This window comes from Microvirga arabica (assembly GCF_016811235.1).
Taxonomy (GTDB): Bacteria; Pseudomonadota; Alphaproteobacteria; order Rhizobiales; family Beijerinckiaceae; genus Microvirga; species Microvirga arabica.
Window position 1 is genome coordinate 1 of the sequence record NZ_JAFBID010000062.1, and the last position, 14,657, is coordinate 14,657.

The 14,657-nt window shown below is 63.7% G+C and carries 15 protein-coding genes; 12 read left to right on the forward strand and 3 right to left on the reverse strand.

All coding sequences use genetic code 11. The annotated features are described in order from the left end of the window. On the reverse strand, positions 1 to 431 hold a 431-nt coding region (locus tag JQC81_RS23585; RefSeq protein ID WP_203274250.1), incomplete at its 3' end, for a helix-turn-helix domain-containing protein. Positions 432 to 645: 214 nt separating this feature from the next. Between JQC81_RS23585 and JQC81_RS23590 the strand changes: the two genes are divergently transcribed. The 3 genes from JQC81_RS23590 to JQC81_RS33975 all read left to right on the forward strand — a co-directional run bounded on the left by JQC81_RS23590 (position 646) and on the right by JQC81_RS33975 (position 2,957). After that, on the forward strand, positions 646 to 921 hold the full coding sequence (locus JQC81_RS23590) for a GNAT family N-acetyltransferase (RefSeq protein WP_246520622.1): 276 nt from the start codon (positions 646 to 648) through the stop codon (positions 919 to 921). A 151-nt stretch (positions 922 to 1,072) separates the two neighbouring features. After that, complete coding sequence (ftsH, locus tag JQC81_RS23595) at positions 1,073 to 2,812, forward strand: ATP-dependent zinc metalloprotease FtsH (protein WP_246520623.1); 1,740 nt, start codon at positions 1,073 to 1,075, stop codon at positions 2,810 to 2,812. 19 nt (positions 2,813 to 2,831) lie between these two features. Continuing rightward, the gene (locus tag JQC81_RS33975; protein ID WP_281400373.1) at positions 2,832 to 2,957 is read left to right on the forward strand and encodes a hypothetical protein; all 126 of its coding nucleotides are present in this window, start codon (positions 2,832 to 2,834) and stop codon (positions 2,955 to 2,957) included. 21 nt (positions 2,958 to 2,978) lie between these two features. On the opposite strand, the gene JQC81_RS23600 is transcribed toward JQC81_RS33975, so the two are convergent. Further along, positions 2,979 to 3,833: an alpha/beta fold hydrolase gene (locus tag JQC81_RS23600; RefSeq protein WP_203274253.1), complete on the reverse strand. Its 855-nt coding sequence runs from the start codon at positions 3,831 to 3,833 to the stop codon at positions 2,979 to 2,981. A 111-nt stretch (positions 3,834 to 3,944) separates the two neighbouring features. Then, entirely contained in the window at positions 3,945 to 5,003 is a 1,059-nt protein-coding gene (locus JQC81_RS23605; protein ID WP_203274254.1) for a LacI family DNA-binding transcriptional regulator, read from the reverse strand. 255 nt (positions 5,004 to 5,258) lie between these two features. On the opposite strand from JQC81_RS23605, the gene JQC81_RS23610 reads away from it, so the two are divergent. From JQC81_RS23610 to JQC81_RS23650, 9 genes are all read left to right on the forward strand, one after another. Further along, positions 5,259 to 6,335 (forward strand): ABC transporter ATP-binding protein, encoded by a 1,077-nt coding sequence (locus JQC81_RS23610; protein ID WP_203274255.1) that lies wholly within the window; start codon positions 5,259 to 5,261, stop codon positions 6,333 to 6,335. 107 nt (positions 6,336 to 6,442) lie between these two features. Then, positions 6,443 to 7,657 (forward strand): ABC transporter substrate-binding protein, encoded by a 1,215-nt coding sequence (locus tag JQC81_RS23615; protein WP_246520626.1) that lies wholly within the window; start codon positions 6,443 to 6,445, stop codon positions 7,655 to 7,657. A gap of 66 nt (positions 7,658 to 7,723) precedes the next feature. Then, complete coding sequence (locus JQC81_RS23620) at positions 7,724 to 8,662, forward strand: carbohydrate ABC transporter permease (protein WP_203274257.1); 939 nt, start codon at positions 7,724 to 7,726, stop codon at positions 8,660 to 8,662. 5 nt (positions 8,663 to 8,667) lie between these two features. Beyond that, positions 8,668 to 9,519, forward strand: a complete 852-nt coding sequence (locus tag JQC81_RS23625; protein ID WP_376772442.1) for a carbohydrate ABC transporter permease — start codon at positions 8,668 to 8,670, stop codon at positions 9,517 to 9,519. 12 nt (positions 9,520 to 9,531) lie between these two features. Beyond that, positions 9,532 to 11,265: an L-arabinonate dehydratase gene (gene araD, locus JQC81_RS23630; protein ID WP_203274259.1), complete on the forward strand. Its 1,734-nt coding sequence runs from the start codon at positions 9,532 to 9,534 to the stop codon at positions 11,263 to 11,265. A 10-nt stretch (positions 11,266 to 11,275) separates the two neighbouring features. After that, on the forward strand, positions 11,276 to 12,085 hold the full coding sequence (locus JQC81_RS23635) for an HpcH/HpaI aldolase family protein (RefSeq protein ID WP_210347258.1): 810 nt from the start codon (positions 11,276 to 11,278) through the stop codon (positions 12,083 to 12,085). A 57-nt stretch (positions 12,086 to 12,142) separates the two neighbouring features. After that, positions 12,143 to 12,994: an aldose 1-epimerase gene (locus JQC81_RS23640; protein WP_281400374.1), complete on the forward strand. Its 852-nt coding sequence runs from the start codon at positions 12,143 to 12,145 to the stop codon at positions 12,992 to 12,994. Then, positions 12,991 to 13,872 (forward strand): SMP-30/gluconolactonase/LRE family protein, encoded by an 882-nt coding sequence (locus tag JQC81_RS23645; protein WP_203274260.1) that lies wholly within the window; start codon positions 12,991 to 12,993, stop codon positions 13,870 to 13,872. Before JQC81_RS23640 ends, JQC81_RS23645 begins: the two co-directional genes overlap by 4 nt. A gap of 12 nt (positions 13,873 to 13,884) precedes the next feature. After that, entirely contained in the window at positions 13,885 to 14,649 is a 765-nt protein-coding gene (locus JQC81_RS23650; RefSeq protein ID WP_203274261.1) for an SDR family NAD(P)-dependent oxidoreductase, read from the forward strand. Positions 14,650 to 14,657 lie beyond the last annotated feature (8 nt).

Here is a 14,657-nt window from a genome sequence, read left to right on the forward strand (position 1 = left end):
GAGAGCTTGCGATAGCCCAGCGCGCGCACTTCCCGGCTCAGGGTCTGCTTGGAGATCGGCACGCGGTGCTCATCCCACAGCCACTGGATCAGATCGACCAGTCGCCAGCGCACCACCCCATGCACGGCTGGAAAAGGCCCGCTTTCGATCATGGCGGCGAGGGCTGATCGATGGGCATCCGTGAGCCGGGAGGGCTGGCCGGGCGGCTTGCAGTCGATGAGCCCGTCCGGTCCCTGAGCATTGAACTTGAGCACCCAGTCGCGCACGATCTGCAGCGTCACGCCGCCGATCCGCGCCGCCGCGGTGCGCGAGGCGCCCTCATAGATCGCTGCCAGCGCCAGAAGCCGCCGCGCCTGGGGAGCGTTCCTGGTCTTGCGGGCCACGGCACCAAGCTGAGACGCATCAAAGTCAGATCGGAGTGGGATTGCCATGGCGAACCTCCCGGGTTCACCAAACTGAATCACACCCATCCCAGCTCGGGAAATCACGAAAGAGTCAGACCTTCAGGGACTTGGTATTAATCCGAAACAGGCAATGATTGCCATTGTTCCTATCCTGTGCCGCCAGCAAGCTTGGCCGCTTGCGGAACGCTGCCCGTCGGATCACGTTGAACTTTCAAACGGTGTTCGTCAGGTGAGTTTAACCATGAGCAGCGACGTTCGGGACAATACGGACCGCCATCGGTTCGAACTGGAGCGGAACGGGCAGATTGCCTTCGCGACCTATGAACGGCGTGGGTCCGATCTCGTGATCCGTCACGTGGAGGCCGCCATTCCGCTGCGGGGCACGGGTGCCGCCGGCGAACTCATGAAGGGTGTCGCCGAGATCGCCCGTTCCGAGGGGCGAAAGATTACGCCTCTGTGCGGCTACGCCTTCGCCTGGATTCGCCGCCACAAGGAATACAGCGATCTCCTGAACTGAGTGACTTGCCCCCCTCCGTTCGACGGGTGTGCCCATTCGCCGTACTGCGAACTGCGTCAAAATAAACTAAACAGCGGCTCCTCCAAAAAATTCAAACTGCGCTATGGGGGCGCCGCCGGTGACAAACGTTCTCGAAAAAGCAAGGCAGCTCTTGGCGAAAAGAAGCGTGGCCATTTCGGCCGCCATCCTTGCCCTGGTGATTGCCGTCACCGTCTTCCTCGCTCCCCGTTATTGGGCTCAGCCGGTCGCCGAGATCACCTATTCCGAATTCACCCGAGAACTGGCCCATAAGAAGGTCCAGAAAGTCCTGATCGAAAGCGGCGGCCTTTCCGTTTCCTTAAGCAATAGGAACGTCTTCGTCCGCATGCCGAACGGTCTCGTGAGCGCCGACTACATCGAGCGCATCACCGCCTCCGGGGCCGAGGTCGATTTCAGGAAACCTGGCTTCGATCCGGCCCATATGGCGAGCATCATCGTGCCAATCGTGCTGGTTCTGGCTGTCCTCGCCATGCTGGCCATCCAGACCGACTTCAAGCCGACCTCCCGCTGGCCCAAGGTGGTTCGCAGCATCCCCAACCGCTTCGACGACGTGGCGGGCCAGGAGGAGGCTAAGGCCGAACTGCAGGAGGTGATCTCCTTCTTGAAGGATTCGGAGGCCTTTACGAAGGTCGGTGCCCGCATTCCCCGTGGTCTGTTGATGGTCGGACCTCCGGGAACCGGCAAGACCCTGATCGCCAAGGCCCTGGCCGGCGAGGCGGGCGTCTCCTTCATGGCAGTGTCGGGGAGCGATTTCTCGGCGCCGCTGATCGGCATCGCCAAGGGTCGCGTGTCCAAGCTCTTCGAACAGGCGCGCAAGAAGGCTCCCTGCCTGATCTTCATCGACGAGATTGATGCTATCGGCCGCAAGCGTGGAGGCGGTGGGTCGGCTGCCGACCGAGAGTTCGAGGCCACCCTGAACCAGCTCCTGGTGGAGATGGACGGGTTCAATACCACCGCTGGCGTAATCGTCATCGGTGCTACGAATCGCGTCGACGTGCTCGACCCAGCGCTCCTGCGCCCCGGTCGCTTCGACCGTCAGGTTCATATCGGGCTGCCTGACATCACCGGCCGCGAGGCAATCCTCAACGTTCATGCCCGCAACGTGAAGCTGGCCCATGGGGTCAGCCTCGCCTCCATCGCCAAGGGCACGCCCGGCTTCTCCGGCGCCGATCTTGGCAACCTCCTGAACGAGGCCGCCATATTTGCGGCGCGGGAAGGCGTCGCGGAGGTGACCCGCGAGCATCTGGAGGCCGCCCGCAACAAGATCATCATGGGGCTTGAGCGCCGTTCCCTCGTAATCACGGACGAGGAGCGCAGGCTTGTGGCGGTGCACGAGGCCGGCCACGCCCTCTGCGCGACCCTGCTGCCGGCCTCCGACCAAGTGCACAGCGCTACCATCATCCCCCATGGCCAGGCCCTCGGCCTCGTCATGCGCCTGCCGGAGCATGACCGCTTCTGCATCCCGGTGGAGAAGCTCGAGGCCGATCTCATCGTCGCCATGGGCGGCCGCGCGGCCGAGGAGGTCGTGTTCGGTCCGAAGAAGGTCACGACGGGCGCCGCAAGCGACATCGCTCACGCGACAAACATCGTCACCAAGATGGTGACCGAGTGGGGCATGAGCCCGGCCATCGGCATGGTCCGCGTCGCCCGCGCGGGCGACAATCTCCCACGCGAAGTTGAGCAGGAGATCCGGCGCATCATCGACGAGATGTACGAGGCCGCGAAGGCCTGCTTGGAGGACAACCGTGATGCGCTCGATGCCCTGACGGAGGCGCTACTGGAGCACGAGACGATCGAGGGCGACGAGGTTCGCCGGATCGTTCACATGCAGCAGGCGAGGCTGGCGGCCTGAACAGGGTAGAGGCTATCACATGAAACAAGTCGTCCGCGCCGCTCTCGTCGTCTGCCTCGGCCTCCTGGCCACGGCCTGCGATAAATGCGGCAACTGGAGCATCAACGCTCCGCAGCTCTGCCACGAGACCAAGCCGCAAGGCTGACCCTCGATAGAGCGATTGCGTTTATCGCGCCCGCAGCTCTCCCTCGCCCCAACTGTCGTGGGTAGCGGCCAATCCGAGCTGCTCTTCGAGCAGAGCGGTATAGAGTTCCGGCCGCGCCACATAGGGGAAGTGCCCGCCCCATTCGAAGCGGTAGGCCACCGATGGATTCAGGCGGGTCCGCACGGCCTCGCGCATGGGCGGCGGAATGAGCGGGTCGTCGGCACTTTCGATTGTTGCAATCCGCTCCCGCGGCAAGCCGAGGGGCGGCAATTCCGGTCCGTGCTTGAGGGCGTTCAGCCGTGCGCGCAGTTCCGGCTCCGAGATCCGCCCTCCGACTTCTGCCATCAGCAGGTCGACCAGTTCCGTCTGCTCCGGATGAGCATCCCGCCAGGCGCCGAGGCCGCGACCGAACCCGGCACGCAGTTCCTCGATGGGGGCATGGTTGAGGTCGGACGAGTAGGGCGGCCGTTCCGCGATCCCTGCAACCACGTGCAGGGTATTGGCTGCAATGAGCCGCTCGACAATGTGCGGATACGCTGCGGCAAAATACTGGGCCAGGTATCCTCCGAGGGAGGAGCCAAGCACTGCGACATGCTTGAGCCCGAGTCGGCTGCACAGTTCCGCCAGATCGTCCGCCCATTCGGCGATGCCGCCGCTTCCGGGGTAGGTGACGGCAACGATGCGGGCGCGGCCCTCCAGAGCGTCGATCTGCTGCCACAAGATGTCGCCGCGGCCCAACGTGCCTGGAATGAGCAGCAGCGCCGGGCCGCTCCGGCCTGCCTCGACATATCCCCATTCGCGGCCACCAAGGACAATCCGCTGCTCAGGGTGGCGAGCCGCGAAACGGTCTCGGGCAGCGATGAGGCTGTTGGGCATGCGACGGATCCTCTACGAGACTGCTTTGGGCCTCCGTAGGCTGCCGCAGACGGCGCCCGAATGCCAGAGCCGGAGCACAGGATCAGCAACGTTGCACGGCACCGGGTCCGCTCAGGTGCTTCGCCGCTCGATGAGAACATGGCCGGTGTCGATGACACGAGAGGCGCCTGCAGGGCGTCCGCCATCGATTCCCGTCAGAATCAGACGTGCGACTTCCTTCCCGATCAGATCGCCGGAGGGGCGGATCGTCGTCAGCGACGGAATGCACGAGGCGCTGAAATCGAGATCCCCGAAGCCCACCACGGCGATTTTGTCCGGTACGGCAATGCCCTGGCGCTGGCACTCGAAGAGCGCGCCCAGGGCGACGAGGTCGTTCGAGCAGGCGATGCCGTCGAGGTTTGGAACCTGCTGCATGGCGCGGTTCAACAGGAGCGAACCGGCCTCGACCGTGGCAGCGCCTGGATGATTGATGATCGCACAGGAAGCGGTGCCCGCCGTCCGTCCGATTTCCTCGGCGAAGCCGCTCGCGCGCTTGGCCGCGCGATGATCTTCCTGCATGCGGGCGCCAAGGAAGGCGACGCGGCGGCGCCCCTTTGACAGGAGATGCCGGGCTGCCGATGCGCCCACCTGCGGGTGTGAAAAACCGACAGCCATGTCGATGGGTTCTCCGCCGATTTCCCACATCTCGACCACGGGTACACCGCTCGCGCGCAGAAGCTTGCGGGTTTCAGGGCTGTGGGACAGGCCGGTCAGGACCACGGCGGCCGGAGCCCAGGCAAGGGCGGTGCGCACCAGCGCCTCCTCCTGATCCTCCCCATACTCGCTGTGGCCGAGGATCACCTGCAGGCCTTCCGCCGCCAGCTCGGATTGCAGGGTCGACACGGTCTCGGCAAAGAAGGCGTTGCGGATCGATGGCACGATGATGCTGACAACCTTCGAGGATGCGGCCGCAAGCCCCCCTGCCACCAGATTGGGAACATAGCCCAATGTCGAGATGGCTCGGGCAATCTCCTGGCCTGCCGCAGGAGACACGGCGGCAGGTTTGCGAAGATAGAGGGATACCGTGGAAGGGGAGACCTGGGCGAGCTTGGCGACATCCATCATGGTTACGCGCTGCATCTTGCGTCGCTTCCGAGGAGTGCGGTTCTGCAAGCGGCTGCCAGCGTCCATCAGCCTTCCTTTTCGTAGCGCTGCGACGGAATTCATTCCACCAGTATAGCGCCGCTGGCAGAATTCTCCAAGAAAATAGAGTTTATCAACGCGATGCTATTGTCTCTTGGGGCATCTAATCCCTCCCGGAGACAGCTTGCGCGGAGTTCATCGTAGCGCTATGATACGAAAAATGAGCCAAAACCTGGGATTCGTCGCAGGGGCATATGCGCAGGCGTGCCGAGTGAGTGCGTCGCACAGCAACAGGGAGGGAGCATGTCGTCCGTCAGCTTCCGGAAGCTTGAGAAAAGTTACGGTGCCCTGCGAATCGTCAAAGGCATCGATCTGGAGATAGCCGACCGCGAGTTCGTGGTGCTGGTGGGTCCCTCCGGATGCGGCAAGTCGACGACCTTGCGCATGCTTGCAGGCCTCGAGAGCATCAGCGGCGGCGAGATCCGCATCGGCGAGCGGGTGGTGAACAAGCTTCCGCCCCGCGAGCGCGACATCGCCATGGTGTTCCAGGATTATGCGCTTTATCCGCACAAGACCGTTTATGAGAACATGGCCTTCAGCCTGAAGGTGCGCGGGATTCCATCGGCCGAGATCAAGCCGCGCATCGCTCAGGCGGCCGAGATGCTCGGCATCACCCAGCTTCTCGACCGGAAGCCGAGCCAACTCTCCGGCGGTCAGCGCCAGCGCGTCGCCATGGGCCGCGCCATCGTACGCCGTCCCCAGGTGTTTCTGTTCGACGAGCCGCTCTCCAACCTCGATGCCAAGCTGCGCGGTCAGGTTCGCACCGAGATCAAGCGCCTCCATCAGGCCATCGGCACCACCATCATCTACGTGACGCACGATCAGGTGGAGGCGATGACGCTTGCCGACCGCATCGTGATCTTGAAGGGTGGCGAGATCGAGCAGGTCGGGACGCCGGACGAGGTCTACAACGCGCCGGCCAGCGTTTTCGTCGGCGGCTTCATCGGCTCTCCGGCCATGAACTTCGCGAAGGGCACGATCCGAGGCGGGCAGGTGATGTTTGAGGGTGGGGCCAGTCTTCCGCTCCAGAACAACTCCGCCGGAAAAGCCGTTAGTCTCGATGGGCGCGATGTGGTCGTGGGCATCCGGCCGGAGCACTTCGTGCCGACCGGCGAGGGCCATGCCCTATCGGGCCGTGTGCAGGTCGTCGAGCCGCTGGGTTCCGACACGCTCATCCACTTCGCCCTCGGCTCGTCCACCCTGACGGCCCGCGTCGCGCCGGAGATGCGGCCAAGCCCTGGTGAGACCCTCGCCATCGGTGTCGATCCCTCGCGGATCCATCTTTTCGATGCGGCAACGGAACAGGCCATCGCCCAGTAAGCGCCGGCCAAGAAGAAATGCCGGCAGGGAACTGGCATTGTCACACTTCCACGGAGGAAACGATGACTTCGAACAAGACCATGACACTGATTCTGGCAGGTGCGGCCATGACCCTGTCCGCATCCGTCGCGACCGCGCAAACCAACCTGCGGGTTTTCGTCTCGAGCCAGCATCGCCCGGACGTGTGGCGCAAGGCGTTCGACATGTACGAGGCCAAGAACCCGAACGTGAAGGTGACGATCGAGACCGGCGGCAACACCTCCGAGCAGCAGGCTCAGTACCTGAACACCGTCATGACCGCGAAGGACTCGTCCCTCGACGTAATGATCCTCGACGTGATCCGCCCGGCCCAGTACGCCGCCGCCGGCTGGACCGTGCCCTTCAATGACACCCTCGGCAGCGATGCCGCCAACTACATGAAGCGCTATCTCCCGGCTTATGCCGAGGCCAATACGGTCGACGGCAAGGTCGTCGCGTTGCCGGCCTTCGCCGACGCCATGTTCCTCTACTACCGCAAGGACCTGCTCGAGAAGCACGGCATCCAGCCGCCGCAGACCTGGGACGAACTCGCCGCCGCCGCCAAGAAGGTGACCGAGGCTGAGAAGGATCCGAACCTCCAGGGTCTTTCCTTCCAGGGCAAGGCGATTGAGGGCGCGGTCTGCACCTTCCTCCTGCCGTACTGGAGCATGGGCAAGCAACTCGTGTCCGATGGCAAGCTCTCCTTCGACAAGGACGCTGCCGTGAAGTCGCTGAAGCTGTGGAAGGACTTCGTCGACCAAGGCGTCGCCAAGAAGAACATTGCTGAAGTGGCGACTGACGATACCCGCAAGGAGTTCCAGGCTGGCAACGTGCTCTTTGCCGTGAACTGGTCCTATGCCTGGGGTCAGTTCCAGGGCGCTGAGTCTGCCGTGAGGGACAAGGTCGGCGTCGTGAAATTGCCGGCGGTGCAGGGCGGCCAGCCGGCCTCCTGCCTCGGCGGCTGGGAATGGGGCGTGTCCGCCTATTCCAACAACAAGACCGAGGCGCAGAAATTCGTACAATACCTGTCGAGCCCCGAGACCTCGGAGTTCATGGCGATCAATGCCGCGCTGCTCCCGCAGTTCCCGGAGGTCTACACCGACGCAGACGTGACCAAGGCCGTGCCCTGGTTTGCCAACGCCCGCCCTGTCGTCGAGACCGCCAAGGCACGTCCGGTAACGCCGCGCTACAATGAGGTGAGCGAGATCATCCGCACCACCGTCAACGGCGTTCTGGCAGGCCAGTCGACCCCTGAGGAAGGCGCCACCCAGATGGAAGGCCGCCTGCGCCGCGTGCTGCGCTAAGACCCATCTGACGGACGCCTACGGGCGTCCGTCACCCCCACGTTGCAACCGGGCAGGATGATGACCATGGCAACGGCCAGCGAAACGACTCTGGTGACCACGCACAACGAGAGCGGCACGAAGTGGTGGACGCGGTTCCTCGACCCGAGCGAGCGCACCCTGGCCGTGCTGCTGCTGATGCCGGCGGCGCTGCTTCTGACGCTCATCATCGTCTATCCGGTCTGCCGGTTGATCTGGACGAGCTTCCAAAACCTGTCGCTCACCTCCGGATTGCCCGCGTCCTTCGCCGGGCTTGAGAACTACACGCTCATGCTGGAGGACCCGGTGTTCTGGGAAACGACCTGGAATACGGTGCTCATCACGCTCATCACCGTTCCAGGCGCGCTGCTCGTCGGACTCGCTCTTGCCCTGATGGCCAACCTGCCGTTTAACGTGAAATGGCCGGTCCGCCTCTCGCTTCTGATCCCTTGGGCGCTGCCGCTTTCGTTCGCCGGCCTGATCTTCGCGTGGTTCTTCCATTCCGAGTATGGTGTGGTGAACGACGTGCTCCGCCGCATCGGCATCGAGGGGGTGATCTGGTTCAACTCGGCCAACTGGGCCTTCGCGGCGATCTGCCTCACGATCATCTGGAAGACCTCATCCTTCATGGCGCTCATCATCCTTGCCGGCCTCCAGACGATTCCGCGCTCCCTCTACGAGGCGGCGGATGTCGATGGGGCGGGGCGCCTGAGGCAGTTCTTCGAGATCACGCTCCCGCTGCTCAAGCCCGCCATCGTGGTGGCCCTGATCTTCCGCACCATCACGGCGCTCCAGACCTTCGACATTCCATTCACCATGACGCGCGGCGGTCCGGGCACCTCCACCGCGACGCTCGCCATGTACATCCACCAGAACACGGTCGACTTTCTCGATCTCGGCTACGGCTCGGCGCTTGCGGTCGTCATGTTCGCCCTCTCCATGGGCGTGACGGCGGTCTATCTGCGCATGATCCGGACCAAGGGATGACAGCCATGAGCCACGATACGACTGCCAGCCGCTCGATCTTCTCCGGCAAGCCCCTGCGCATCCTGATCGGGTTTATCCTGCTGGTGAACGGCATGTTCCCGGCACTGTGGATCCTGTTCACGTCGCTCAAGACGGAAGCCGAGCTGACCGTAAAGCCGATCACATGGCTGCCCCACGCGCCGACCATCGCGAACTATCTGCGCGCCTTCACGGACCAGCCCCTGCTGCTGTTCCTGTTCAACAGCTTCATGGTGGCGATCCTCTCCACTGCGCTGACGCTCTTCATATCCGTGCTCGCCGCCTATGCGCTCGCCCGCCTCCAGATCCGCGGACGGGATCTCATCCTGTCGGCCATCATCGCCGTCTCGACGTTCCCGCTCGTCACGCTGCTGGTGCCGCTCTTCGAGATCATGCGGGCCCTCGGCCTGCTCAACACCTGGGTGGCGCTGATCCTGCCCTATACGGTGCTAAGCCTGCCGGTCTGCACGCTGATCCTCGTGTCGTTCTTCGAGGGCATCCCGCGCGATCTCGAGAACTCCGCCATGATCGACGGCTGCACCCGTATCGGCGCGCTGTTCAAGGTCGTGGTGCCGCTCTCGGCGCCAGGCGTATTCACGGCGGGCATTCTGGCCTTCGTGAATGCATGGGACGAGTTCCTGCTCGCGCTTTCGTTCAATTCCAACCCGATGCTGCGCACGCTTCCCGTGGGCATCACGCTCTACCAGGGTGAATTCGCGTTCCCCTGGCCGGTGATTTCGGCGGCGCTCGTGGTCGGCATCGTGCCCGTGGCGGTCCTGATCGTGATCTTCCAGGAGCGCGTCGTGTCCGGCCTGACCTCCGGCGGCATCAAGGGATAAGGACTGTATGAGATGACACGCCGATCCATCGGAGAACTGCGCAGTCAGCGCTGGTTTGCATCCGACGACATGCGCGGCTTCGCGCATCGCCAGCGCACGCAGCAGATGGGCATGCGGCGGGAGGAGTTCCTCGGAAAACCCGTCGTCGCCATCGTCAACACCTGGAGCGATCTCAGCCCCTGTCACTCCCACCTGCGAGACCGTGCAGAGGCGGTGAAGCGCGGCGTCTGGCAGGCGGGCGGATACCCGGTGGAGTTGCCGGCCCTATCGGTGGGCGAGGTGATGGTGAAGCCCACCACTATGCTCTACCGCAACTTCCTCGCCATGGAGGTGGAGGAGCTTCTGCGCTCGCATCCCATCGACGGCGCTGTGCTGCTGGGCGGCTGCGACAAGTCCACGCCGGGCCTCCTCATGGGGGCGATCAGCATGGACATTCCAGTGATCTACTGCCCGGCCGGTCCCATGTCGAATGGGCAGTGGCGCGGGCACAAGACCGGTGCGGGCACCCACACGAAGAAGTACTGGGACGAGCTTCGCGCCGGTAACATCACTCAGGATGATTGGGTCGATCTCGAGAGCCGAATGACACGCTCCATCGGTACCTGCAACACCATGGGCACCGCTTCGACCATGACGTCCATCGTGGACGCCATGGGCCTCACCCTTCCCGGCGCCACGTCCATCCCGGCCGCCGACAGCGGCCACCCGCGCATGGCCTCGGCCTGCGGCGAGCGCATCATCGAGATGATCTGGGAGGATCTCAAACCCTCCCGTTTCCTGGATGCAAGGAGCTTCCGCAACGGCCTCGTCGCCTATATGGCGCTCGGTGGCTCGACCAATGCCGCCGTTCACCTGATCGCCATGGCCCGCCGGGCCGGCGTCGATCTCACCCTCGACGATATGTCCGACATGGCTGGCCGGGTGCCGGTCTGTGCCAATCTTTTCCCATCGGGCGAATACCTGATGGAGGATTTCTACTTCGCTGGTGGGATCCTGGCGCAGCTCAGGAAGCTGGAGCGGCATCTCGACCGCGACGCCATGACCGTGAATGGAAGGACGCTGGGCGAAAACATCGCCGGGGCTGAGTGCTGGAATGACGAGGTCATCCGCGGTGAGGACAATCCGGTCGTGCCGCTCTCGCGCGGCAAGACGCTGGCCGTCCTGCGCGGGAATCTCGCTCCCAATGGCGCCGTCATGAAGTCTTCTGCGGCTAATCCGAAATTCCTCAAGCATGTGGGTCCGGCGCTCGTCTTCGACAGCCCGGCCGAGATGAACCGCACCATCGATGATCCCGATCTCGACATCACGGAGGACACGGTCATCGTGCTCCGCAATGCCGGTCCGGTCGGTGCGCCGGGCATGCCGGAATGGGGCAACCTGCCGATCCCGAAGAAGCTCCTGAAACAGGGTGTTCGCGACATGGTGCGCATCTGCGATGGGCGCATGAGCGGCACCCACTATGGCACCTGCATTCTGCACGTCGCACCCGAGGCGGCGGTCGGCGGTCCCCTCGGGCTCCTCAAGACGGGAGACCTGGTGGAACTCGACGTAGAAGCCGGGCGCCTCGACATGCGGGTCGACGAGAAGGTGCTGGAGCGGCGCCGCGCCGAGTGGAAGCCCGGGGCGCTGCGCTACGAGCGCTCCTTCGCAGCCCTCTACCAGCGCCACGTCTCACAGGCCGATGAGGGCTGCGACTTCGATTTCCTGTCCACCCGCGGCCTCGTGGCCGAGCCGTCCATCTTCTAAAGGTTTCGTCATGATCAGCATCGAGAACCGCTTCAAAGGTTGGCTGAAGGGGCAGGGACCCAAGCCGCCGCTCGGCACTTGGCTCATGGCGGCGGCGCCCGCGACCGCTGAGGCCATGGGCTACAGCGGCTTCGACTTTCTCGTGGTCGACATGGAGCACGTGCCGATCGAGGTGTCGGATCTGGCGCATATCCTTCGCGCCATCGGCTGCACCCCGGCCGATGCGGTGGTGCGGCTCGCTTGGAACGATCAGGTGCTCGTCAAGCGCGTGCTGGATGCGGGCGCCCAAACGATCATGCTGCCCTTCGTCCAAACCGACGAAGAGGCCCGCCAGGCGGTTGCCTTCGCCAAGTATCCGCCGGAGGGTGTGCGCGGCGTCGCCGCCGTGCATCGCGGCTCGCGATTCGGGCGTGCTGCGGACTATCTCAAACAAGCCAACGATCAGATTGCGGTCATCGTCCAGCTCGAGACGCCTGAAGCGATCGAGCGGATGCCGGAGATCGCGGCCGTTCCCGGAATCGATGCCCTGTTCGTTGGGCCGGGCGATCTTGCCGCCGCCATGGGTCACATCGGCAACATCGCGCATGCGGACGTGCAGGCACTGATCGAAAAGGCCGCCAAGATGGCCCGTGAGGCGGGCAAGCCGGTGGGCATCGTCGGTCCCAATCCGGACATGGTGTGCCGCTTCATCGGCTACGGCTACAGCTATGTGGCGGTCGCTTCCGACATTGCCATGATGACGAGCCGCGCCTCCGAATGGCTCGGCGCCTTAAGGGACGAAGCCGCTCCTGCTCCGGCCGCACCCGCTGCAGCCTACTGAAGCCCTGAGGAGGTTATCCTGATCGTCACGCTCAGGAGCAGCGCTCTGAAGCTCGATCTGGCGCCGTCCGTTGGAGGCGCCATTGCGGGCTTCTGGCACGATGACGTGGCTCTCATGCGTGAGACCCCCGAGCAGGCCCTGCGCGACGGATTGGTGCGGCAGACCAGCTGCTATCCGCTGATCCCCTACAGCAACCGCATCGCCCAGGGGCGCTTCTCATTTCAAGGCGTCGAGCATCGGCTGGCGTTGAACTTCGGCGACCATCCGCATTCCATTCACGGCAATGCTTGGCAAAAGCCCTGGCAGGTGGCGGCAGCCGATGATGCACGCTGCCGCTTCGTTTTTATCCATCGTCCGGAGGACGACGAGGCGAGGGGCTGGCCTTTCGCCTACCGCGCCGAGCAGCTCTTCGAGCTGTCTCAGAGTGGATTGATGCTGACATTGTCGCTCGAGAACGAGGATGATCGCGCCATGCCGGCCGGCTTGGGGCTGCATCCATTCTTTCCCAAGCGCCCAGGGATTCGCCTGCAGTTTGCCGCCGAGCGCGTCCATCCGAACGGCGAGGATTCGCTCCCGTTGGACAGCATCCCGATTCCGCCCGAGTGGAGCTACCAGACCATGCGTGAACTGGACGAGCCGCGTCTCGATAACTGTTTTTCGGGCTGGGATGGGACGGCGCGCCTCGCCTATGTTCAGGAGAAGATCGCCTTGAGCATTGAGGCCGATCCGCTGTTCGACCATCTCGTGGTGTACGTTCCCATGGGGAGAGATTTCTTTGCCGTCGAGCCCGTGAGCCATATGAACGACGCGATTAACAGACCCGATCCCTCACACCATGGCCTCAAAGTTCTCAAGCCCGGCGAGCGCCTGACGGCTCAGGTCCGGTTCGGCGTGGAGAGACTGTCATGAACCTCACGGTTGCGCTCGACGTTCGGGCTGAGCTCGGCGAATGCCCTGTCTGGTCCGTCGAGGAGCAGGCGCTCTATTTTGTCGATATCAAGGGCAGGGCGCTTTACCGCTTTGAGCCCGCGACCGGTACGCACCACACTTTTCCCATGCCGGAGGAAATCGGGTGCATCGGGCTCCGGAAAGACGGCGGCTTCATCGCTGGCTTCCGCTCCGGCCTCTGGTTGCTCGATGCTGACGGGAGCCGTACTCGAAAGCTTGCCGATAATCCGGAAGATCAGCGCACGAGCCGGTTCAATGATGGGCGGGTCGACCCGGCCGGGCGCTTCCTCGCCGGCACAATCGATGAGCCCAAAGAGGGCGGCAAGGCGCATCTCTACCGCTACGATTCTCGTGGGCTGGCGACGCTTGCCGGCGGTCTTCTGACCTCAAACGGAGTCGCCTTCTCGCCCGACGGTCGCATCCTCTACCACTCGGACACGCCGACCTTCACCGTTTGGCGCTATTCGTATGACCCCGTGACCGGCGCGGCCACGGACAAGACCCTGTTCGTGCGCCTCCAACCCACAGACACCGACCGGGGTCGTCCCGACGGCGCAGCGGTGGATGAGGAGGGATGCTACTGGACCGCCTTGTTCGAGGGCGGACGGATTCAGCGCTATTCGCCGGAAGGGCGGCTGCTGGCCGAATACCCCGTTCCGGCCCGGTGTCCCACCATGGTCTGCTTCGGGGGCGCCGACCTGAAGACGCTCTATGTGACATCCGCCCATACCGGCCGTGCTGAGAATGAACTGGCGGCATTTCCGCATTCCGGCAGCCTGTTCACCATGCCGGTCGATGTGCCGGGTCTGCCCGAATACGAATTCGATCTTTCCGTTTAAGGCTGCATTGCCATGTCGTTCGATTACTCAACTGCCCACTATCGCTCCCTTTCCGGTCGTTCGGTCGTCGTCACCGGCGGCGCGTCAGGGATCGGCGAGGAGATGGTGAGAGCCTTCGTCGCTCAGGGCGCGCGCGTCTCCTTCATCGATATCGCGAAGGAGCCGGGCGAGGCATTGGCCAAGGAAACTGGCGCAAGCTTCTACCCCTGCGACGTCACCGACATCCCAGGTCTTCGAGAGGTGCTGTCGCGGATCGAGAACGATCACGGCGGCGTGGATGTTCTCGTCAACAATGCCGGCAAGGACGACCGGCACGACATGGCCGAGGTGGAACCGGAGTACTGGCGACGTGCACTTGCACTCAACCTCGATCACCAGTTCTTCGCAACGCAGGCGGTCTCCAAGGGCATGGCCGCGCGCGGCGCCGGTTCCATCATCATGCTCGGCTCCATTTCCTGGATGCGCGGTCGTCCTGGCATGGTCGGCTATACGACCGCCAAGGCGGCGATCAATGGGATGACGCGCACGCTTGCACGCGAGTTAGGACCCTCCGGAATCCGGGTGAACTGCATCGTGCCAGGCGCGATCCTCACGGAACGGCAGAAGAAGCTCTGGCTGACGCCCGAGTTGAACCAGCAGTTCCTCGACCTTCAGGCGCTGAAGTTCCGGCTCGATGCCAGCCATGTCGCCCGAATGGCGCTGTTCCTGGCCTCCGACGAGAGCGGCGGCTGCACGGGTGCGAACTTCATCGTCGATGCCGGCCTGACGCAGAATTGAGATAATCC